The 21,137-nt window shown below is 45.9% G+C and carries 18 protein-coding genes and 1 tRNA gene; 9 read left to right on the forward strand and 10 right to left on the reverse strand.

The window, feature by feature from the left end:
• Positions 1-1,800 carry a RagB/SusD family nutrient uptake outer membrane protein gene (locus D7D25_RS08380; RefSeq protein WP_122968511.1) on the forward strand — a complete coding sequence of 600 codons (1,800 nt, stop codon included), beginning with the start codon at positions 1-3 and terminating at the stop codon, positions 1,798-1,800.
• A 95-nt stretch (positions 1,801-1,895) separates the two neighbouring features.
• Here D7D25_RS08380 and D7D25_RS08385 read toward each other — a convergent pair whose 3' ends face one another.
• Positions 1,896-2,627, reverse strand: a complete 732-nt coding sequence (locus D7D25_RS08385) for a 1-acyl-sn-glycerol-3-phosphate acyltransferase (RefSeq protein ID WP_122968512.1) — start codon at positions 2,625-2,627, stop codon at positions 1,896-1,898.
• A gap of 179 nt (positions 2,628-2,806) precedes the next feature.
• Entirely contained in the window at positions 2,807-4,033 is a 1,227-nt protein-coding gene (locus D7D25_RS08390; protein ID WP_122968576.1) for a sugar transporter, read from the reverse strand.
• Positions 4,034-4,271: 238 nt separating this feature from the next.
• Between D7D25_RS08390 and D7D25_RS08395 the strand changes: the two genes are divergently transcribed.
• Together D7D25_RS08395 and D7D25_RS18805 are read left to right on the forward strand one after the other, a co-directional pair.
• A complete protein-coding gene (locus tag D7D25_RS08395; RefSeq protein ID WP_148038892.1) occupies positions 4,272-4,562 on the forward strand; it encodes a hypothetical protein in 291 nt (96 codons plus the stop codon).
• Positions 4,563-4,633: 71 nt separating this feature from the next.
• Positions 4,634-4,792 carry an Arm DNA-binding domain-containing protein gene (locus tag D7D25_RS18805; protein WP_370453849.1) on the forward strand — a complete coding sequence of 53 codons (159 nt, stop codon included), beginning with the start codon at positions 4,634-4,636 and terminating at the stop codon, positions 4,790-4,792.
• On the opposite strand, the gene D7D25_RS08400 is transcribed toward D7D25_RS18805, so the two are convergent.
• From D7D25_RS08400 to sppA, 8 genes are all read right to left on the reverse strand, one after another.
• The gene (locus D7D25_RS08400; RefSeq protein WP_148038893.1) at positions 4,781-5,446 is read right to left on the reverse strand and encodes a hypothetical protein; all 666 of its coding nucleotides are present in this window, start codon (positions 5,444-5,446) and stop codon (positions 4,781-4,783) included. The genes D7D25_RS18805 and D7D25_RS08400 overlap by 12 nt on opposite strands.
• 701 nt (positions 5,447-6,147) lie before the next feature.
• Positions 6,148-6,936, reverse strand: a complete 789-nt coding sequence (locus D7D25_RS08405) for a nucleotidyl transferase AbiEii/AbiGii toxin family protein (RefSeq protein ID WP_122968515.1) — start codon at positions 6,934-6,936, stop codon at positions 6,148-6,150.
• Positions 6,933-7,550, reverse strand: coding sequence for a hypothetical protein (locus D7D25_RS08410; protein ID WP_122968516.1), 618 nt, complete (start codon positions 7,548-7,550; stop codon positions 6,933-6,935). The genes D7D25_RS08405 and D7D25_RS08410 overlap by 4 nt, the downstream gene beginning before the upstream one ends.
• 451 nt (positions 7,551-8,001) lie before the next feature.
• Positions 8,002-8,074 (reverse strand) — tRNA-Phe (locus tag D7D25_RS08415).
• An 80-nt stretch (positions 8,075-8,154) separates the two neighbouring features.
• Complete coding sequence (gene thiL / locus D7D25_RS08420) at positions 8,155-9,186, reverse strand: thiamine-phosphate kinase (protein ID WP_122968517.1); 1,032 nt, start codon at positions 9,184-9,186, stop codon at positions 8,155-8,157.
• Entirely contained in the window at positions 9,183-9,995 is an 813-nt protein-coding gene (locus D7D25_RS08425; RefSeq protein ID WP_122968518.1) for a purine-nucleoside phosphorylase, read from the reverse strand. Before D7D25_RS08425 ends, thiL begins: the two co-directional genes overlap by 4 nt.
• The gene (gene lpxK, locus D7D25_RS08430) at positions 9,952-11,070 is read right to left on the reverse strand and encodes a tetraacyldisaccharide 4'-kinase (protein WP_122968519.1); all 1,119 of its coding nucleotides are present in this window, start codon (positions 11,068-11,070) and stop codon (positions 9,952-9,954) included. Before lpxK ends, D7D25_RS08425 begins: the two co-directional genes overlap by 44 nt.
• Positions 11,071-11,173: 103 nt before the next feature.
• Positions 11,174-12,952 carry a signal peptide peptidase SppA gene (sppA, locus tag D7D25_RS08435; protein ID WP_122968520.1) on the reverse strand — a complete coding sequence of 593 codons (1,779 nt, stop codon included), beginning with the start codon at positions 12,950-12,952 and terminating at the stop codon, positions 11,174-11,176.
• 249 nt (positions 12,953-13,201) lie between these two features.
• On the opposite strand from sppA, the gene D7D25_RS08440 reads away from it, so the two are divergent.
• From D7D25_RS08440 to metH, 6 genes are all read left to right on the forward strand, one after another.
• Positions 13,202-13,768: an RNA polymerase sigma factor gene (locus D7D25_RS08440; protein WP_122968521.1), complete on the forward strand. Its 567-nt coding sequence runs from the start codon at positions 13,202-13,204 to the stop codon at positions 13,766-13,768.
• Positions 13,765-15,105, forward strand: a complete 1,341-nt coding sequence (locus D7D25_RS08445; RefSeq protein WP_148038894.1) for a hypothetical protein — start codon at positions 13,765-13,767, stop codon at positions 15,103-15,105. The genes D7D25_RS08440 and D7D25_RS08445 overlap by 4 nt, the downstream gene beginning before the upstream one ends.
• Before the next feature lie 26 nt (positions 15,106-15,131).
• Positions 15,132-15,875, forward strand: coding sequence for a hypothetical protein (locus tag D7D25_RS08450; protein WP_122968523.1), 744 nt, complete (start codon positions 15,132-15,134; stop codon positions 15,873-15,875).
• Between the two features lie 128 nt (positions 15,876-16,003).
• Positions 16,004-16,555, forward strand: a complete 552-nt coding sequence (locus D7D25_RS08455) for a YIP1 family protein (protein ID WP_122968524.1) — start codon at positions 16,004-16,006, stop codon at positions 16,553-16,555.
• Positions 16,555-17,007, forward strand: a complete 453-nt coding sequence (gene smpB, locus D7D25_RS08460; RefSeq protein ID WP_122968525.1) for an SsrA-binding protein — start codon at positions 16,555-16,557, stop codon at positions 17,005-17,007. The genes D7D25_RS08455 and smpB overlap by 1 nt, the downstream gene beginning before the upstream one ends.
• 430 nt (positions 17,008-17,437) lie before the next feature.
• A complete protein-coding gene (gene metH / locus D7D25_RS08465) occupies positions 17,438-21,136 on the forward strand; it encodes a methionine synthase (RefSeq protein WP_122968526.1) in 3,699 nt (1,232 codons plus the stop codon).
• Position 21,137 lies beyond the last annotated feature (1 nt).

Below are 21,137 nucleotides of genomic sequence, written 5' to 3' on the forward strand. Positions count from 1 at the left end.
ATGAAAAAAATAATATACTCGATAGTCTTTTTACTGGTTTGCTTTACGGCCTGTGAAGATTATCTGGATAGACCAGGATTGGATCAGTTTGAAAATGATCATTTCTGGACAAATGAAGGGAACGTAAAGCTATATGCCCAAAGGGCTTATACCTCTTATTTCTACGGATATGGAAGCGGATACAGCTGGGGTAGCTTTTTCACCGGCGGATCGTGGGCTGATGAGTACAGTTCCTCGTCGATATGGACGCAGAATACGGCGACTTCCGGTAACGGATGGTCGTTCACCTGGGTGAGATGGGCGAATATCCTAATTGATGAGGTAGGGAAAATGGAAAATTTATCAGACGAAGCCCGGAATCACTGGTTAGGTATCGGCCGTTTTTTCAGGGCGATGGAGTATTCTGATTTAGCCAGGGCATTTGGCGATATTCCTTATTTTGACAAAGTGGTTCCGCATGATGATGTGGAGACAAGTTATAAAAAGAGGGATCCCCTTCCGGATGTAGCCTTGAAAATTATGGAGGATTTTCAGTTTGCCGCGGAGAATGTGCGTATAAATGACGGATCACAACAAGTCAACAGAGATGTCGTTTTAGCCTTTATGTCAAGACATATGCTGTATTTCGGAACCTTCCTGAAATACCATGATATCGATGCGGAAACGGCTGCGACCCTTTTGGGAAAAGCTGCCTGGGCATCGGAACAACTGATGAATTCCGGTAAATATGAAGTGGTGGACGATTACAGGGCGATTTTTTCTTCAGAGAATCTGTCCGGAAACAAAGAGGTGATCTTCTATCGCCAGTATGAGGCCGCAAAAGTAACCCATTGTCTGGTCTCATATAACAATAAAGAACCTCAAACGGGTACGACGCTGAAAGTGGTGGAAACCTATCTGTCTGCCGACGGGCTTCCTATCAAACAATCCCCGTTATATGATTATGATTCCGATAACGGGTTCAGGTATTACGAGGACCAGTATAGGAACAGAGATCCCCGTATGGCGGCTAGTTTGGTGGACTCTATCAGATTGAACGGACCGCATGACGCCTATTCTTCCACCGGATTCCTTTGTTGGAAATTCCTTCCTTATGAAGCCAATGATAAAGAGTTGATTTACATGGGAAGCACGAATACTACGGACGCGCCCGTAATACGGTATGGTGAAATACTTCTCAATTATGCGGAAGCGATGGCCGAACTGGGTAGATTTGACCAGGCTGCCGCTGATAAATCGATCAATCTTTTACGGAACAGGAATATCCAAAAGAATAACCAGGGGGATGTGCTGCCGAAACTGCCCAAAATGGTTGTCGCCGGAGATCAGGTTACGGCGAACGGTGTAATCGTTAACGATCCCGACCGGGATCCTTCGGTTTCTCCTTTGTTGTGGGAAATACGAAGGGAACGGGCGGTTGAACTCCTGTTCGAAGGATTCAGGCGAAACGACCTGAGGCGGTGGAAAAAATTTGAGTATCTGAAAACGATGGAAAGCGACGGCCCCACCACATTGGGTAGAGGCGCGTATATCGATTTGGAGGCGTTTAAAGCCAAGTACACGGAGGCTCAATATAACAAGATGATGCAAAGCCTGCATTTCCATTATCCTGATCCGGACAATTTGTCCAAAGCGTTTGTGCACAACTTGTATGAAACCAATATGCGCAGGGATTGGATTGCCGGAAATTCTTATTACGAAAGGCAATATTTGAATGCCGTACCTCTCGATCAGATCAAACTGTATAAAGATTTGGGATACGAATTAACTCAAAATTACGGCTGGGATGGGGTTGATTGATTGCGGAGCATATCTGCCGCCCGGTCTTTGCAAGGAGTGAAGTAAACGGAAGACACCCGATTGGAACTTTGGCAAATATGTGATTGTTGCTCCCATCAGTTTATAGACCGGATTATTAGCTGCTCCGTCTTTTCAAAAAGGGTAGGGAAAGGCGTCTCTTTTACGGGGATAGGATCATGAATGGTAAACTCGATCTTAGTGCCTATGCCTAAAGGGAAAGAACCCCATCTTGTCATTTTCCACGAATTGTTGATCGTGACGGGAACAACATAGGCGGAAGGCGCGTATTTGCAGAGGATTTTCAAACCGTTCTCGGCAAATCGCCGTGGCTTGCCCGTATTGGTTCGTGTCCCTTCAGGGAATATCACTGCCGAACGTTTGTTTGCCTCTATATATTGGGCCAATTGCCGGATCGCGGATAAGGCCTGTTTCGCGTCTTTTCTGTCGATCAGCACCGACCCTCCCTGTCTCAGATTGTACGATATACTGGGAATACCTTTTCCCAGTTCAATCTTGCTGACAAATTTAGGATGGACTTTTCTCATATACCAGCCGATAGTCGTGATGTCATACCAGCTCTGGTGGTTGGCGGCAATGATCAGCGGACTGTTTTTTGGGAGTTTTTCCAACCCTGTGATTTTATATCTTGTGCCCAGCACATAGGTATTCAATACGAGGAAGAAACAGAGCAGGTCGACGCTCTTTTTATGGGCGTTATATCCAAAAAGGTTGAAGCATATCCATTGAATCAGATGAAATATCAGCAATGTGCATCCGAACAACAGATAATAAATAATGGAAAGAGGATATGCTATGGACTTCTGCATAATGGTCTTATCTTATTATGAATATAACATGAAAATTTGAATAATCGGTTTTCATATTCTCGATTCATGTGGACAAAGATTATCCGAAACAAAGATAATCTTTATGTTTTGTTGATCCGGCGTGATTGAATATTTTCTTTGCCGGACTCATAAGAACAATCGAAGGTGAATTTTCCATTCTATATTCTTCCCTGTAAATGGCGTCTTATAACCGGGAAATAAAAAGATATGGCCAGTAAGCCTATAAAACATCCCGCCATACCCACGTGTTGGGTTCCTGCGTGGGTGTTCACAGTTCCGCCGAAAAGCGCGCCGCTACCTATACCGATATTATATATGCCTGAATAGATAGACATTGCCACAGCTGTCGCGTCGGGCGCGATTTTTATCACGGCATCCTGAAATACCAGATTAAAGATCATAATTGATATACCCCAGAATGTGAATAACAAAAAAACAGTAAAAGTGTTGATCGCTAACGGATATATTAGTGAAAGTGATATGGTTACACCAATTACACTTCCACCCATGAGAAAGAGCGATCGTTTCTCATTGTAACGGGAGAATAAAAAGCTTCCGCCAATTCCGGCGACACCGAAAACAAGCAATCCCGCAGTAGCCGCATTTTCATTGAGTCCGGCTATGTTGATCATAAAAGGTTCGATATAGGTGTATCCGGTAAAATGTGCCGTGATCATAATCGCGGTCAGCATGTATATCCCCATCAGGGCCGGGCGTTTGACTAAGTGCGGTAAACTTTTGAATGATCCCGAATTGTTACTTTTTAAGACCGGCAATACAAACATCAGAAGTATCAGTACCAGGAAAGCAACTATGCCAATGAATAAAAAAGTTGTCCTCCATCCCATATATAGCCCCACAGTACGTCCGAAGGGAAGCCCGAGCACAGTCGCCAGCGAACCGCCGGTGGCGAGAATGCCTAATCCGGTTGAGCGGTGACCTTCCGGTGCCATTTGGACCGCCATAGGGGCGGCGACAGACCAGAAGATAGCATGCATACAAGCCACCATGATACGTGAAACAAGCAGTAAAGGGTAATTATAGGATTGCCATGAAAGCAGATGGCTTATAATGAACAGGATCAATAGAGCTGCCATCAGTTTGCGACGCTCTACCCCCGCGAAAATAAGTATCAATGGCAAAGAGGCCAGTGCCACCACCCACGCGTAGATAGTAATCAACAATCCGGCTTTGGCTTCGCTGATGGAAAGACCTTTCGCAATGTCACTCAGGAGAGCTATCGGCGCGAACTCGCTAGTATTGAAAACGAATGCAGCCATGGCAATACCTATGCAGGGCAGCCATTCTTTGAAGGCCGGCCGATCTGGTGCCACCGTAATGCTGTCATGAGGACCGGAGAAATGTGTTTTGTTATTATCTGCCACAACTAAAAATTTTTTGACTGCAAAATTATCGAATGCATACACATGTGATTTGTTGTTGTAATCTCTTTTCCATCACAATTGCTTATCGAGGAAAGAACGTATTTGCCTCGTTATTGTTTAATCATTTTTTTTAAATTCAAAGTTTCGTATCGTCCGCATGAATACTTGTCTTTAGCAAGTCATATGCAGGTGTAAGATGAAAATGAGGAGCCGTTCTCGTTTCATCAACAAAACAATAATGACTTTTTCAAAATTAGTAATGTGTCTTGGAGAGAAAGCAGGATATTTGGTCGAATCAGAATTATTCCGCAGTTTTTGTGAACTGAACATGGAAGATAATCCCATGAATAGTTCTCAAAAAAGCGATTTGATTTGGTCGGTTTTTAGCGACACGCGGAGCGACCGGGGTATTCTGAACGGTTTAGGGAAATTAATGGATGAGGATATGAAGAAATTCGTTCGTACAAAACTACTGACGGAAACCATATCCCTGCTGCGGTTTTATAAAGAATTCCCGATTCTCGCATAAGGGATGGAATCCAATTTTCCTTCATTATGCGAACTATTTTATTTTCTTTGAAAAGTAGGATTTTGTAGAAAATACAAACTCCTGAAACCTTTGTATTTTGGGATGCCAAAAAACAGCGTGTGAAAAAGCAACATCCTAACTCAGAATTACTCAATGCAAAAATAACGAAGTCCAAAGCCGAATGTGAACAAGAATCATATCTGCCATCTTTAGCTAATTCATTCTTTTAATAGAGTAAGAAAATCATTTCCGGCCTGTCTTGCGGTGCTCACCAAATGCTCAATGATATTATAATTTTTAAAAAAATTGGCATGAACTTCTCCCTTTTGTGAAATCTCCGTTTGCTGGTCATCTTTCAGATGTTTAATATTCCATAAAGCATCATAAGTAATTAAAATATTGCCCGTATATGTAAATATTGGTTCCGAAGTAGTAACATAAAAATCGCCTGTACTATATTTCGACGAAGCGATCGACGCGTTCCTAAAGACATTGCCGTTTACCCGAAACTCCAATTTATTCAGAATAATAATGTAATCCGGATTAAATGATTTGATAATTGAATCGAGATCCTTTTTATCTCTTTTAAGTTCTTTCGTATGATAATATATAAATTCAGAGCCGAGTGACGAGTTTTCGGCCACTTTTTCTAATGCTGTTCTTACCAGAAATTGACTCCGCAGAACAGTATCCGTCTGATAAGAATCGGAAGCCGAACCCGAGAGAGGAGACTGCGAAGAGGACGTTATGAAATCGGATGAACTGTTAAGTTCGAAAATATCCATATCTGGTAACACGTAATCGTAAGACGTGGTGGTAAGATAGCATATTTTTCCTTTTTGCAACGAAATACTTTTATGGGGAATGGTATCTTGTGTTTGCATATTAATGGCCACCGGTTGAGATACCGGCATTTGCCTTGATGTGTTACATGAATATGCGAACAATATCAAAACTACAACATATATTGAGTGTTTTTTTCTTGAATTCATCTTGTGTAATATTTGGTAATGACATCAGATTCCACCACCAAGGTGCAACCTTAAATGGATCATAATTAACTTAAAAATGAAATCTCTTGTTTTCATTGTACCGATATTTATAAGTTTTACAATCAATTGGGTGAGTTTTTAATCTCTTAGGGTTTAATTCTCCGCTGCTTGCAGCGGGAAGTAGGAATTACTGTTCTATGATACCCCGACCTCTTGCGGGGGGATTTATTCAATTACAACTTTTTATGAGTTCCCCCAAGTGGAGCTACCCGAAACTGGATACTTTGCGTATCGCCATTGACAATCAACGACTTGCATTTTCTTTCATCGGAAAATCCACACGATTTGACACACGATTGTTTCTCATCGTTTTGCCCGTGATTTAACACGATTGTTGTTGCAAAGTTAAGAAAGAATATCCATTGTTTACCCGAAAATTTGAAATAATTAGTCTTTTTATTTCTGCTATGCAGTAAAAATGGTGCATAACGGAAATAGAATGGAAATTTTATGGCGTTAAAATTTACGGCTGTTTAATTTGCCTTTCCATTGTTCCGAAACTATCAGTTCCGAAACGCACATTTCGGATCGAACTATTCTGTAAGTGAATTTACAAATTCTCCAAACCTCAAAATCTTCTCGCTATTCGCTTTATTGAAAAGTAGGTGCTCAAAATCCTTTTTCTTCTTCTTCAAATCGACTGTTTTCAGCAATTCGGCTGTTGCTTGTTTGAACTCCTGCAAATTATGTACTCCGCAACGCTTTGAAAGAAAATCGTAATCGGGTTTTGCCTGCGCCAATAAAAACATCAGGTCGTAGAAATCACGTCCTTTTGCACGGGCTAACATGGCGGCAATTTTCATACTGCACAATACACCATCGGAAGGAACAGGAAACGGGAAAAAGAATCCGCAGCCTTTGATATTGGTAATAACCGGAGGATAAACGACTCCTTGGTCTTGGCTTTCAACCTTTATCAAAAAACGTTCCTCCTTGTGTCCGCTCAACCCCAAATCGAATAGTAGTTCAGGGAAATGGATATTCCGCCTAAAAGCTGTTAGTTTCGGATTATCCTTATCCTTTGCTTCCACCCTCAACCCTGAACGCTCTAAAAACTGGATTACTCCGTTTGTCATTTCAATAAACTCGTCTTTCGACAGGTCTTTGCAGTTGAAATCCAAATCTTCAGAAAACCGGTCTATACCCTTTACCAGACGCAAGTTTGTTCCACCAATAAAAGCCATCTTTTGGATGCTTGGCGTAGAAGAAAGGTAATCCAGAATCATCAACTGCAAATACTCTTTCAGGATGTGCTTATTGAAACCCGAATTTCCACGGATTTGAGCCGGAAAATAATTCTTTATCTGTTCAATCTGTATCATAAATCGTAAGTTTTAAGAAGTAGCTTTACCCGATGGTCAAGCGCCTTGCTTTGAAACTTTTCGCAGTAGTCCATCAGTAAATCCTTGTTTAAATCATCATGCAGGTAATCTTCATCCAAACGCAACTCTTCCAATTCCTGTTCGCTATTATAGAACGGATAAAGATACAGTAAATCAAGTAATGCCTTCTCAGGTGTGGCAAACTGTATGGTGCGGTTGTCTGCCATTGGCTTTAAGTCGTACCCGAATAGCAGATTTTCTTTGACATTCTTATATGAGTATTCGCCGAACTCATTGGCGAATGATGCTGTTTTCAGGGTTGTCACACTGCTAATCTGCACCACCGCTTCCGGTATCATCCCGTAAAACGACAATGTCGTATGCAGGCTGATATAGGACGGACGGTAAATCCGGTTGGCAAAATAAAGGGAATAATCCGGCTTGCTCTTATACTCCGAAAAAGCAAAATATCCCTGTCGTAACCGGATAAGATACCCTTTCTTCGCCCAACGAGTAAGGTTGTTCCGGTCAAAATCCGGTTGCCATGCATATACCTGATAGATATTGAAGCAAGCCAAATCGAACATTTTATTCTTAAATTCCAGAAAAGTCATTTCTTTATTTTGTTTCTATTATTTTGTTTCTATTATGCTGCAAATATACTGCATTTTAGAAATAAAACAAAATATCGGGATAAGTTAGGGGTATTCTATCGTACCGAGAGATGTTTTGTCCTGCCATCTATAGACTTGAAATTTAGGAAGATTGCTGTATATTCAAACTTTTATCTATCTCTGTAACTGCCGTAACAGTTACGGGCGTAATTATTGGCCGCAAAGATAAAGCACCTTAAGAATAAGTTGTTACCTAAATATCAGATTGATATGGTTTGTTTAGGATTGGAAGATATGTAATTTAAAGGTTTTTTCCGCGACCCAAAAATGACCACGAATCAGGCCGACGAAACTGCCTGATCTTGCTGAAAAAGTGGGGTTTTGTAGAAAACGAAAACCCCTGAAACTTCAGTATTTCAGGGGCTTACCAGTTATTGGAGTCTTTTAAAAGTGGTGCCACCAGGAATCGAACCGGGGACACAAGGATTTTCAGTCCTTTGCTCTACCAACTGAGCTATGGCACCAACGTCACTTAAATTGCGAGTGCAAAGATAAGAGCATTTTTGAGATTTACAAAATTTATAAATAAAAAATGCCGAAAATTTTATTCATCCGTGAGCGGATTCCATCCCTGCGCGCGGAGTTGCATTTCTTGGCCGTCGCGGGTGACCAGGTAGCACCCCTGTTCAGGCGGTGTGATATGGCCTATCAGGCGGACTCCCTGCAACTCGTTCATCTTTTCGTGCAGATGCAGCGGGACGGTGAAGAGTAGTTCATAATCTTCTCCGCCATTCAGGGCTACGGTGGTTACGTTCATATGGAAGGTCTCGGCCATCACGGCGGTCTGATAGTCGACGGGGATACGCTCTTCGAAAAGCCGGCAGCCGGCGTTACTCTGATCGCAGATATGAAGCAGGTCGGACGACAATCCGTCGGAGACATCGATCATCGAAGTGGGCACAATGCTGTTCTCAGCCAGCAGGTTCACGATATCTTTTCTGGCTTCGGGTTTTAGTTGACGCTCCAACAGGTACTCCTTCCCGGCAAAATCCGGCTGGAAGTCCTTGTCGCCATCGAACACGCTCTTTTCCCTTTCCAATAGTTGCAAACCCATATAGGATGCTCCCAAATCGCCTGAAACATAGATCAGGTCGGTGTTTTTGGCGCCATTGCGGTAGACAATTTTTTCCTCTTCCGCCGCACCAATACAGGTAATGCTGATGGTGAATCCGGTAAGGGACGAGGTGGTGTCCCCCCCCACAATATCTACGCCGTAAATCTCACAGGCCAGCTTCAATCCGCTGTAAAATTCTTCCAGGTCTTCCACCGAAAAACGCTTCGATATGCCTAATGAGACGGTGATCTGCTGCGGCTTCCCGTTCATGGCGTAAATGTCGGAAAAGTTGACGGCTGCCGCTTTATAGCCGAGATGTTTCAGGGGGGCATAGACGAGATCGAAATGTATCCCCTCCAGCAGGAGGTCAGTCGTCACCAATGTCCGTTGCCCGCGGTTATCCACCACGGCGGCATCGTCACCCACCCCTTTGATGGAACTCTCCCGCGTGAGTTTGATATCTTTGGTGAGGTGGTCGATCAGTCCGAATTCGCCCAACGTGGCTATTTCTGTCCGTTTCATATCCTCCGGATAATGGCGCGCATGATCTCCGCCATCTTCGGCTGGGCAATTTTGGCGGCTTCCTGTACATCTTCGTGCGACACTTCCACTATTTTGCCGATCACACCCAGGTCGGTGATGATGGAGAATGCCAGCACTTTCATTCCGGCATGGTTGGCTACGATCACCTCCGGTACGGTGGACATGCCCACGGCATCTCCCCCGATGATACGCAGGAAATTGTATTCAGCCGGCGTTTCAAAGGTGGGACCTTGAAGGCCGACATAGACACCATGCTGCAACTTGATGTTCTTCTCTTTGGCGATCTCCATGGCCATTAGCCGCAGCGATTTGTTGTATGCCTCGCTCATATCGGGGAAGCGGGTACCCAGTTCGTTGAAGTTCTTTCCGTGGAGTGGATGCTCGGGGAACAGGTTGATATGATCTTCAATCAGCATGATATCGCCCACATCGAAACTGGAGTTCATCCCTCCCGCCGCGTTGGAGACAAAAAGATATTCTATGCCCAACGCCTGGAATACACGGATGGGGAAGGTGACCTGCTTCATGTCGTATCCTTCGTAGAAGTGGAAACGTCCCTGCATGGCCAGCACTTTCTTGCCGCCGAGCGTGCCGACGATCAGTTTTCCGCTGTGGCCTTCCACTGTGGAAACAGGGAAATTGGGTATTTCGGTATAGGGGATCTCGTTTTTATTCTCGATCTCATGTGCCAGTTCGCCCAGACCGGTGCCCAGGATAATGGCCGTATTGGGAATTTCTTCGACTCTACTCTTCAGGTAATCTGCTGTTTGTTTGATAGTTTCTAACATGTTCTAAAATATTATTATTGAATTGTTCTTGTTCTTTCTCATCGATGAATGTCACGTGTACCGGGATGTAATAGAGCATCTTTTTCATCTCTTCATCGAGATGAGGCATCGCCCGGAGCCGGACAGCATCTTTCTCGGTGGTGAGAATGATCTTGTTGCTGTCATCCACCGTATCGATAAATTTCCGGATCGATTGTATGTCTTTCGCCGTAAAAGAGTGATGATCGGGGAAAAATTTAGTATAAAGGTTATAGGTGATATGTTCCACCTTATCCACCAGGGGTTGGGGAGAGGCGATGCCCGCCACCAGGAAGACGTGCTTCTTGCGAAGGTCCTGTGTGGGGAGAGGATCACCCTGCAACCCGGGGAAAAGTGGCATTATCATCCCATAATCTAGGCCGGTGAAGTAGAGTTGTTGAAAAGCATAGAGATCCAATCCGTTGGTATGGATGCGGAAGTCGATAGGCTGCATGTCGGGATCGCATTTGGTGACTATTACGATAGATGCCCTCTCTTTTCCTTTCAGCGGTTCACGTAATGATCCCATGGGCAGCAGCCGGTCTTCGAAGACGGGGCGGTTGCTGTCCACCAGCAGGATAGAGAGCGAGGGTTGCACATGTCGGTGCTGGAATCCGTCGTCGAGAAGGATCACATCGGGACGTTCCTCTTTTTCGATAGAGAGGATTTTCCTGATGGCGCTTACCCGGTCTCTATCGACTACCACCAGCGCTTCAGGGAATTTCTGCTTGATCTGCAGGGGTTCATCTCCCACATTGCGCGCTTTCGAATCGGTGTCGACGATCATGAAGCCGTTGCTTTTGCGTTTGTACCCCCTGCTGAGCACCGCCACCTTGTATATGGGCGACAATAACCTGATAAGGTATTCAATATGCGGGGTTTTTCCTGTGCCACCTACGGTGAGGTTGCCCACACAGATAACCGGAATATCAAATGATGTTTGTTTGAGTATCTTTTTGTCGAACAGTGTATTCCGGAAATTCACACCAAGGCCGTATAGCCATGCCAACGGCGACAATGATCGACGGATTTCGACGGAAGGTTTGTCCATTTTCATACGATTAATTCATTCTTCACATTATGGTGTGCGGAACTCGCTTATTCGGGCTATACCATAGCAAGAATTGGGAATCGAGGGGCGAGGGCGACCCAAAATAATTTTATTGAATATTCAATTCATACGGAATTCTTGCCTGGATATAATCCTGTTCTTTGATATCTTTCAACAGTATAAACATTTCGTAACTTTCACCCAGGTACTCTTTCATTGTCCGGGCAACGAGCTCTTCCTTCCGGGGATTGAACAGTTCGTCGAAACGCGAACGGAGCCTGGGATACTCGAACACCACGTAGCTCTTACCCAAGTTGGCCATTTCGGCTGCAATTTCGATGGCTCTCTCAATTCCCCCCAGTTCATCGACCAGTCCGATCTCTTTAGCCTGGTTCCCTGTCCACACACGGCCTTCGGCATAAAGTGCCATCGAGTCTTTTGGCATATGACGTCCTTCCGCGCAGCGTGTCAGGAAGAGGTCGTAGCCTCTCTCGATCATTGCCTGGAGCATCTGCTTCTCTTTTTCGTTGAAGGGACGTGTGAGATTGCCGAAATCGGAAAACGCGTTGGTCTTCACCTCATCAGTATATATCCCGAGTTTTCTGGCAGTTCCCTCAAAATTGGGGATGGCACCGAAAATACCGATCGATCCGGTCAGGGTAGTAGGCTGGGCCACTATCCTGTCGGCATTGCAGGCGATATAATAGCCGCCCGATGCCGCCATATCGCCCATGGAGACCACCACCGGTTTTTCCGCTTTCAGGTCGGTGACGGCTTTCCATATCTGTTCGGAGGCATAAGCACTGCCGCCCCCCGAGTTGACGCGCAATACCACCGCTTTTATCTCTTCATCTTTTCTTAGTTTCTCGATCTGATCCACCATATATTTATCCTGTATGTCGGATGATCCGGTCCCTGAGAGTATATTACCGTGCGCGTATAAGATGGCGATCGTATTGTCGGTTTTCTTTACGGTTTTCGTGGTTACCGATTTCATGTTGGCCACGGTCGCCGACGGGATCTTCGCGTCTTCATCGATGTCGAGCAGGCTCCTGAGGTAATCTTTCATCTCCGTTTCATACAGAAGGGTGTCAACCAGGTTGGCGGAGAGCAGGAAGTCGGTCGATTGTACGGCGGGCAGGCTGTTGGCCAGCGAGTCGATATCGGCGATTGTAAGTGAGCGCGATTCCGCCAGATCCCTTCTGAGGAAGCTCCATGCATCGTTCAGGAAAGAACTTACCTGTTCCCTGTTGGCCTCACTCATGTCGTTCCGGGTAAAGGGTTCCACCGCCGATTTGTAGGTTCCCACCTTGAATATCTGCATTTCGATTCCCAGCTTATCGAGGGCATCCTTATAAAAGACCGGTATCGAGGCCAAGCCGTGGAGGTCGAGCATCCCTTGCGGATTGATGGCTACTTTATCTGCCACGGAAGCAAGGTAATACCCTCCCTGGGTATAGGTGTCGGCATAGGCAACGATGAATTTTCCGCTCTCCTTGAAATTTTCCAGTTCATGGCGGATTTCGGCCAGCGTGGACATGGAGGCTGACAGTGCACGGGAGTCGATATAGATCCCTTTTATCTTATCATTGTTTTTTGCTTTTCTGATGGCGCTCACAATATCGTTCAACCCCGTAGGCAAAGGACGATCGGAGACCATCATGGAGGTGAAAGGATCCTGTTCGGGAGTGCGTTCGGTGATGGGGCCGTTCAGGCGGAGATTCAACACCGTATTGTCCTGAAGAATGAATTTTTCACCGGTAGACAAAGATCCGAGAAAAGATCCCATCGCACCAAAAATAAAGATCATTGCGATTATGGAAAAGAGAATGTTCGCGATGACAAAACCCAAAGCGGACGCGAGCATGATTTTCAGAAAATCCTTCATAGAGTAATTGTTAATGGATTATTAGTGCAAAAATAGAGAAAAAAGAGTTATAGCCCAATTTAATTTACATATTCTTAATTAATTTCATTTGTCGGTTTTTATCGTTGATAGTAATTTTGGCAGATGAAAATTACGCCACAAGGGTAAGATGGATTGTTTCTTAAAAAAGCATAAATAGAGATAAAAACTTACTGGCTCATGCAGCGTTTTTTCTTGTTATTCATCTAATAAAATGAACTGCGGTTAAGAATGGATGATTCGCAACTTGTCATAGCATGTAAGAAACAGGACCGTAATGCCCAGAAACTATTGTACGAGCGGTATGCTCCTATGATGATGGCGGTATGTTTACGTTACAGCGGGGAAGAAGAGACGGCCCGTGACTTGTTGCATGACGGATTTATCCGCGCTCTCACGCAGATCGGCTCGTTTTCGGGCAGGGGTTCTTTTGAAGGTTGGCTCAGACGGATTTTCGTGAATCTGGCATTGGAGAATTACAGGAAGGAGAAGCAGAAGTACCGCTTTATGGAAGAGTACAGCTATGTCAATGCCGACGAGTCGGAAACCCCGGCGGATAATTCACTCGATATCGAAGATATCCCCAGGGAAGAAGTGCTCGACATGATAAGGAATTTACCGCCCGGATACAGAACGGTGTTCAACATGTATATTTTCGAAGAGATGTCACACAAAGAAATTGCCGAGGTGCTTGGTATTAATGAAGCAGCGTCGCGTTCACAATTTTTCAGGGCAAAGAATATGCTCCGGAAGAAAATTTCAGCCATCCTGCATAGTAGTCAAAGACAAATACAATGATGTCAGATAACGATATTAGAAAAGGATTTCAGTCAAAACTCAGCGGTTTTGAAGCGCCTGTCCCGCCGGATGGATGGCAGCGCGTGGAACGGTCGTTGAGGTCAGCAGCTGTTGCCCGGACGGCACTTCGCCGAAGATGGTATGCCGGATCGGTAGCCGCTGTGTTGATATTGCTCGTCGGCAGCATACTGTTTATCCACAATCCCATGGAGCAGACGGAGACGGGGGGGGCCGAATCGGCTTCCACAACATCCCCGACCGGTAATACTCCGGATCCAGCCACAGAGTTGGCTTCAGCTTTGGAATCAGTGCCGGAACCGGTTGCCCGGCCGGTTGAATCCAAGCAGCTTTTGGCCGCAAGCTCTTCCGGAAAAGCTGAAACCGGCGAAAAATCGGTTATTCGCTCATCCTCTCCGGCGGGAATGCTGGCGGCATGGATGAAGCGTGAAAAGTTAGGGGAAGAGCATGCCGAGAAGAAAGTGGAAGCCGGCACTCTTCACCTATTTACAAAACCGGAGGAAAAGGAGATGATCCAAGAGGATGAGAAGTTGTCGAAAGAAGAAACAATCACCGTCGGGGGAAACGAGAAAGTCCTTTTTGCCGAAGCGGGTGTACCCGAAACAGGGCAAGGAGTCCTTTTGCTTGCCGTCAACGGAAGAGGGGGGCTGACCGGCTACCAGCAAACGGTAAACTCACCCATGACTTTGAGGTCGGCTTCTGTAAACACCGACAACAAATATATGGCGGAAGGCAATAAAAACTTACATCTTCAGGCCAATAATGCGACGAACAATGTCTCTGAAATGGAACATGATCAACCGGTGTCATTCGGTATTACCGTGTCCAAATACCTGCTTGACGACCTTTCCATTGAAACGGGTCTTGTTTACTCTTATCTTCACTCTAAATCCAGGAATACCAATAATAATTTCAAAGTGCAGGAAGTGCAAAAACTTCATTATCTGGGTATCCCGTTGAATGTGAACTACAATATTTTTTCTTTGGGACGACTGGATGTGTATGCTTCCATAGGAGGAATGGTGGAGAAGGATATATATGGCGAATTCCGGAAAATCAAAGAGGGACAGGCATCTGCGAATTTCAATAACGCGGCAGAAGGATCGGAAGAGAAGGAAATTACAAAGATCTCCCAAGAGAATCCCCAGATATCGGTCAACGCCGGTGTGGGACTTTCCTATCCTGTCTACGACAGGCTGAGGCTCTACGGGAAAGTAGGGGGAGCTTATTATTTTGATGCGGAAAACCAATATAAGACTATTTATTCCGACAGGAAGATCGTGATGGATTTGAATGTGGGATTAAGGTATGAATTTTAATATTAATAATAAAATAGAAAGTAGAAATGAAAAAAGTAATTTTGTTTTTGAGTGTGATCGGGGCAACCCTTCTGATGACATCCTGTTTGGGAGAGACATCTAATAGTTATACTGATAGTTCCTATGTTTACATTGATACTGACGATCGGGGAGAGGTTTACGCAAAAACGTTCACAGGACGCATTATCACTCACTCCGCCTTGATTTCGGGACTTAACGAAATTCAATTATTGGTGTATAGCTGGGATGAGGAAAAAGGTACCACGCCTCTGACATTTGGGCAAAATGTAGTTTACGCTGACAATGTCAATATCATCCAGAAGAAGGATGATATATACCACACAACCCTGCGTATGTCTCCGTTACCTGAAGAGGAAGATCCTGCGGGTTTTGATGAGATTGGCACCCCTCTCTTCACTTCTGACCGGGCTTTTATGGATGATTACTGGGTACTTGAGTATGCTTATAAGGCAAATAAAGGCCAGAAAGCCAAGGTTGAGTTCTATAAGGAGGCGGCGCTGAATGACAAAGGTGAGGTTGTAATTAAAATTCAATTGACATTGTCGGGCACAACCGACGCCACTTCACAAGAGCAGCAGACGGATGTGGTCGCATTCAAAATGTCGGCATTACGCGATATGTACTCGGGGGGAAGTGAAGGGAAAGAGGAGTTGAAGGTATTGTTTAAGTATAATAAGCGTGAAGCCAACGGAGAGGTTAAGGAAGCCGAATTGCCTGTGGTTTCCTGGAAAATTAAAGAATCAAACTAGCCTTTTCTTTCATTTTATCGTATAAAACAGCAGCTTTTACCAAGTTGCTGTTTTTTCTTTTCCTTACTTTATCTGTCTGTGTGGTTACAAAAAAATCATGTACCTTTGCAATCCAAAATCAAAAAGGAATGTGGAGGGATATTTTTATCACTATAGCACAGCTGATGGTTGCCTCTCCAAAGGCATGGAAAGATATTGAAAAGGAAAAGAAGACGCAGCATGAGTTTCTTTACCGTTTTCTGCATCCCATATTCGGGATCATTGCTTTCACCTCTTTTGTGGGTGGTTTGTGGTTCGCGCGGGAGGGAGGTGTGGAGAATGCGCTGAAGGGCAGCATTATCAGTGTCGTAGGGGTCTATGGCGGGTATTTCATTGCCTCATACCTGCTCAACGAGATTGCTCCCCGCTTTGGGCTGAGTAAGCATTTACCCCGCTTTCAACAATTCACAGGGTATGCCTCGGTAGTGATCTATGCTTTATTTATTGTCACGCCGTTTCTCTCCGATCTCTTTATTCTCTGGCTATTGGCGCTCTACACCATTTATCTGGTGAATGCAGGGTCGGTTTATTTTATGAAAGTGCCGGCAGCGAAGGTGGTGGACTTTACCGTGGCGGCATCGGCCATCATCATTCTGGCGCCGGTACTCATCCATACACTTTTTTCCTATTTGTTAAAGTAATGAAGCAAGCGGCTATCAATATAAAGAATAAACGGGCCACGTTCGATTACGAACTGGTGGAAACCTTTACCGCAGGTATTGTGCTTACCGGTACCGAGATCAAATCGATCCGGCTGGGAAAGGCGAGCCTGGTAGATACCTATTGTTTCTTCGAGCGGGATGAACTATGGGTGCGCAATATGCATATTGCCGAATATTTTTACGGTACTTATAATAATCACAATGCCCGGCGCGACCGTAAACTGCTCCTTAACAAAAACGAACTGCGCAAACTCTCCCGCCTTACCAAAGAGACCGGATTTACCATTATTCCCATCCGTCTGTTCATTAACGAAAAAGGATTGGCCAAAATTGTGATTGCGGTAGCGAGAGGGAAAAAACAGTACGATAAGCGTCAGTCCCTGAAAGAGAAAGAGGATAAGAGATCCATGGACAGGATGTTAAGGAAATGATTAATTAGAACTTAGAACTTAGAACTTAGAACTTAGAACTTAGAACTGGGAACTTAGAACTGGGAACTTGGAACTGGGAACTTGGAACTGGGAACTTGGAACTGGGAACTGGGAACTTGGAACTGGGAACTTGGAACTGAGAACTTAGAACTTAGAATTTAGAACTTGGAACTTAGAATTTAGAACTGGGAACTTGGAACTGAGAGCTTGGAACTAAGAACTGGGAAGAAGTGAAGAAGGTGAGAAGTGGAGAAGCGGTTTCGTAACGATATACTTTTGCTGGCGTTCAGGAAATCTGGATACAAGAATTATTTTGAAGTGGAGATTGGGTGGTTCAGGGGGGAGATTTGAAATTAAAGATCCGAAATTGCGAATGGAATATTACTGTGGATGGTTCGAAAATCTATTCCGGGCCTAATTGAAACAAAATATGACAAAGAAGAAAATAGAGGATATTTTGCCCGGGCACATCCTGATCCTGGATGGCGCGATGGGCACAATGATACAACGTTATGGCCTCGGTGAAGCCGATTTCCGCGGTGAGCGGTTCAAAGATTTCGACCGGTTGCTCAAAGGCAATAATGACCTGCTTTCGCTTACCCGTCCCGATGTGATTGGCGAGATCCATCGTGAATACCTGGCTGCCGGCGCCGATATCATCGAGACCAATACTTTTAATTCCACATCGATCTCGATGCAGGATTACCATATGAGCCACCTGGCCCGTGAGATCAATCTGGCGGCAGCCCGGTTGGCACGGGAGGCAGCCGATGAGTTTACCCGGAAAACACCTGAGAAACCCCGGTTTGTGGCGGGATCCATCGGCCCAACCAACAAGACGGCCTCGATGAGTCCCCAGGTGGAGAATCCTATGTTCCGCTCGGAAGTCTTTGACGACTTCAAAGCAGCTTATAAAGAACAGGTCAGCGCATTGGTGGAAGGCGGGGTGGACATCCTTCTGATAGAGACTATTTTCGATACGCTCAACGCAAAAGCTGCTATTTTTGCCGCTGAGGAGGTAGCCGAAGAGACCGGTATAAAAACACCCCTCATTCTTTCCGTTACTATCTCCGACAGGGCAGGGCGAACCCTTTCGGGGCAGACGCTGGGCGCTTTTGTCGCTTCCGTCAGTCATGCCAATCCGCTGGCTATCGGATTGAACTGCTCGCTAGGAGCGGCTGAACTGAAGCCTTATGTGAAGGAGTTGGGGCGCATTGCTCCTTTCTATATCAGCACTTATCCCAATGCCGGTTTGCCCAATCAACTGGGTGAGTATGACGAGACCCCGGAAAAGATGGCGGCCCAAATCAAAGAGTTTATTGACGAAGGTCTGGTGAATATTATTGGCGGATGTTGCGGAACCACCCCCGCCCATATTGCCGAATATGTGCGGCTGGTGGAAACCGGTGTCCCCCATCAAAGGAGTTCTCCCCCGGCATATCTCCGACTTTCAGGATTGGAGATGTTGGAGGTGTCTCCCCAGACCAATTTTATGAATATCGGGGAGCGGTGTAATGTGGCCGGATCGAAGAGATTCCTGCGGCTGATCCGGCAAAAGAATTATGAGGAGGCTCTTGATATCGCCCGTAAGCAGGTGGAAGATGGCGCGCAGGTACTCGATATCAATATGGATGATGGATTGCTCGATGGAGTGGAGGAGATGACCAACTTTTTGAACCTGCTTGCATCCGATCCCGATGTGTCACGCGTTCCCATCATGATCGATTCCTCGAAATGGGAAGTCCTGGAAGCCGGCTTGAAATGTGTGCAGGGAAAATCCATAGCCAACTCTATTTCGTTGAAGAACGGGGAGGTGGAGTTTTTGCATCAGGCACGATTAGCGCGGCATTATGGTGCCGCGGTGGTGGTGATGGCTTTCGATGAAACGGGACAAGCCGACACATTTGAACGACGTGTCGAAATCTGTAGCCGTGCCTATCAATTACTCACCGAAAATGGTTTTGATCCGAAAGATATTATTTTCGACCCTAACGTGCTGGCTATTGCTACGGGGATCGATGAACATAAGAATTACGCGGTGGATTTCATTAAAACCGTGCGATGGATCAAGGATAACTTGCCGCATGCCAAAGTGAGCGGGGGAGTGAGCAACCTCTCTTTCTCATTTCGGGGGAACGATTATGTGCGGGAGGTGATGCATTCCGTTTTTCTTTATCATGCCATTCGTGCCGGGATGGATATGGGTATCGTGAATCCGGCGCAGTCGGTGATCTATGAAGATATCCCCACCGATGTGAAAGAGCTGGCCGAAGACGCGGTGCTGAACAGGCGCGATGACGCTACCGAGCGGATGATGGCTTATGCCGAAAAGATCAAGGGAGAAAAGAATCCGGAAGCGGAGAAAGGCAAAACAGAAGAGTGGCGCGCGCTTCCCCTTGCAGAACGGTTGAGTCACGCGTTGGTAAAAGGGATAGGGGATTACATGGAAGAGGATCTTGCCGAAGCGCTGCAGGCCTATCCCCGCGCGGTGGATATTATCGATAAACCGTTGATGGATGGAATGAACCGGGTGGGCGACCTTTTCGGTGCGGGAAAGATGTTCCTTCCGCAGGTGGTGAAGGCGGCACGCACCATGAAAAAAGCAGTTGCGATCCTGCAACCTACCATTGAAGCTGAGAAAGCGGCCGGCGATTCGCAGCGAAAAGCGGGAAAGATAGTGCTTGCCACAGTCAAGGGAGATGTGCATGATATTGGTAAGAATATTGTCTCCATCGTATTGGCATGCAATAATTATGAAATTATCGACCTGGGGGTGATGGTGCCTCCCGAAAAAATTATCGAAACGGTGATCAAGGAACAACCCGATATTGTGGGGTTAAGCGGATTGATCACCCCGTCGCTCGAAGAGATGGCCATCGTCGCCACTGAGATGGAAAAGGCAGGTTTCAGTCTTCCCCTGCTCATCGGTGGAGCTACTACTTCGAAACTGCATACGGCACTGAAGATAGAACCCAAATACAGCCTGGGCCCCGTAGTCTATGTCAAAGATGCCTCGCAAAGCCCATCGGCGGTTGCCAACCTGATGAGCCCCGGTAACAGGAACGACTATATCCGGAAAGTAAAGGATGAGTATACGGTGTTGAGGGAGCACAGTACACGGAAAGTGGTCGAACTGGTTTCATTGGAAGAGGCCAGAAAGCATGCTTTCAGCATCGACTGGAGCGGATATGAGTCTGTCGTTCCCCGCACATTGGGACGTGTGAAGCTGGAACATGTCGATATGGCTGAGATTATTCCCTATATCGACTGGAAATTCTTTTTCCATGCCTGGAACATGTCGGCCAAATTCCATACTATCACCAAAACGGAACGTGCCAAAGAGTCTCGTGAAGCATGGTTGGGCGGATACCGCGAGGACGACCGTGAAAGAGGGCGTGAAGCTGAAAAACTGTATGACGATGCCGCGGACATGCTGCAAAAATTCGTCGATGAAAAGGCTGAATATGTCAAAGCGGTGTTCGGGATATATGAGGCATACAGTGAAAATGACACAATCTTCGTCGGCGGCACGCCTTTCCCGTTCCTGCGCCAGCAGAAGAAGAACGATAAGAATGAGTACTTCTGCCTGAGTGATTTTATTGCGCCAAGCCATACGGGGAAGAAAGATTATATCGGCGCTTTCGCCGTCACTGCCGGAGTGGGAGCCGAAGAGCAGATAGGCCGTTATGAGACGGAAGGAGACGAATATGCCGCCCTGTTGATGAAGTCGTTGCTCGACCGCCTTGCGGAGGCCGCTACAGAGTGGCTGCATGCCAAAGTGCGTCGTGAATACTGGGGGCATGCGGCAGAAGAAAATATTTCGATCGCCGAGATGTTCGCTGTGAAGTATGAAGGGATACGCCCCGCGGTGGGTTACCCCTCTATCCCGGATCAGACAATGAATTTCCTGCTGCATGATATGCTCGCCACCCCGGAGATAGGGATTGCGCTCACTGAGAACGGTGTCATGTATCCCAATGCATCGGTCAGCGGACTCTTTTTCGCCCATCCGCAATCAAGATATTTCGCCATAGGGGAGATATCGGAAAAGCAAGTGCAAGACTATGCCCGTCGTAGACATGCGACGCCCGACGAGATTCGCAAGTTCCTGTTGGCTAATTTGGCATAGT

Origin of the sequence: Proteiniphilum sp. X52 (assembly GCF_003712195.1) — a bacterium.
GTDB lineage: Bacteria > Bacteroidota > Bacteroidia > Bacteroidales > Dysgonomonadaceae > Proteiniphilum.

What these genes read in the sequence shown, in the direction of transcription:
- D7D25_RS08380 (WP_122968511.1), top strand. Translation starts at nt 1, where the DNA reads ATGAAAAAAATAATATACTCGATAGTCTTTTTACTGGTTTGCTTTACG.
- D7D25_RS08385 (WP_122968512.1), bottom strand. Translation starts at nt 2,627, where the DNA reads ATGCAGAAGTCCATAGCATATCCTCTTTCCATTATTTATTATCTGTTG.
- D7D25_RS08395 (WP_148038892.1), top strand. Translation starts at nt 4,272, where the DNA reads ATGACTTTTTCAAAATTAGTAATGTGTCTTGGAGAGAAAGCAGGATAT.
- D7D25_RS08400 (WP_148038893.1), bottom strand. Translation starts at nt 5,446, where the DNA reads ATGCAAACACAAGATACCATTCCCCATAAAAGTATTTCGTTGCAAAAA.
- D7D25_RS08405 (WP_122968515.1), bottom strand. Translation starts at nt 6,936, where the DNA reads ATGATACAGATTGAACAGATAAAGAATTATTTTCCGGCTCAAATCCGT.
- D7D25_RS08410 (WP_122968516.1), bottom strand. Translation starts at nt 7,550, where the DNA reads ATGACTTTTCTGGAATTTAAGAATAAAATGTTCGATTTGGCTTGCTTC.
- thiL (WP_122968517.1), bottom strand. Translation starts at nt 9,186, where the DNA reads ATGAAACGGACAGAAATAGCCACGTTGGGCGAATTCGGACTGATCGAC.
- D7D25_RS08425 (WP_122968518.1), bottom strand. Translation starts at nt 9,995, where the DNA reads ATGTTAGAAACTATCAAACAAACAGCAGATTACCTGAAGAGTAGAGTC.
- lpxK (WP_122968519.1), bottom strand. Translation starts at nt 11,070, where the DNA reads ATGAAAATGGACAAACCTTCCGTCGAAATCCGTCGATCATTGTCGCCG.
- sppA (WP_122968520.1), bottom strand. Translation starts at nt 12,952, where the DNA reads ATGAAGGATTTTCTGAAAATCATGCTCGCGTCCGCTTTGGGTTTTGTC.
- D7D25_RS08440 (WP_122968521.1), top strand. Translation starts at nt 13,202, where the DNA reads ATGGATGATTCGCAACTTGTCATAGCATGTAAGAAACAGGACCGTAAT.
- D7D25_RS08445 (WP_148038894.1), top strand. Translation starts at nt 13,765, where the DNA reads ATGATGTCAGATAACGATATTAGAAAAGGATTTCAGTCAAAACTCAGC.
- D7D25_RS08450 (WP_122968523.1), top strand. Translation starts at nt 15,132, where the DNA reads ATGAAAAAAGTAATTTTGTTTTTGAGTGTGATCGGGGCAACCCTTCTG.
- D7D25_RS08455 (WP_122968524.1), top strand. Translation starts at nt 16,004, where the DNA reads ATGTGGAGGGATATTTTTATCACTATAGCACAGCTGATGGTTGCCTCT.
- smpB (WP_122968525.1), top strand. Translation starts at nt 16,555, where the DNA reads ATGAAGCAAGCGGCTATCAATATAAAGAATAAACGGGCCACGTTCGAT.
- metH (WP_122968526.1), top strand. Translation starts at nt 17,438, where the DNA reads ATGACAAAGAAGAAAATAGAGGATATTTTGCCCGGGCACATCCTGATC.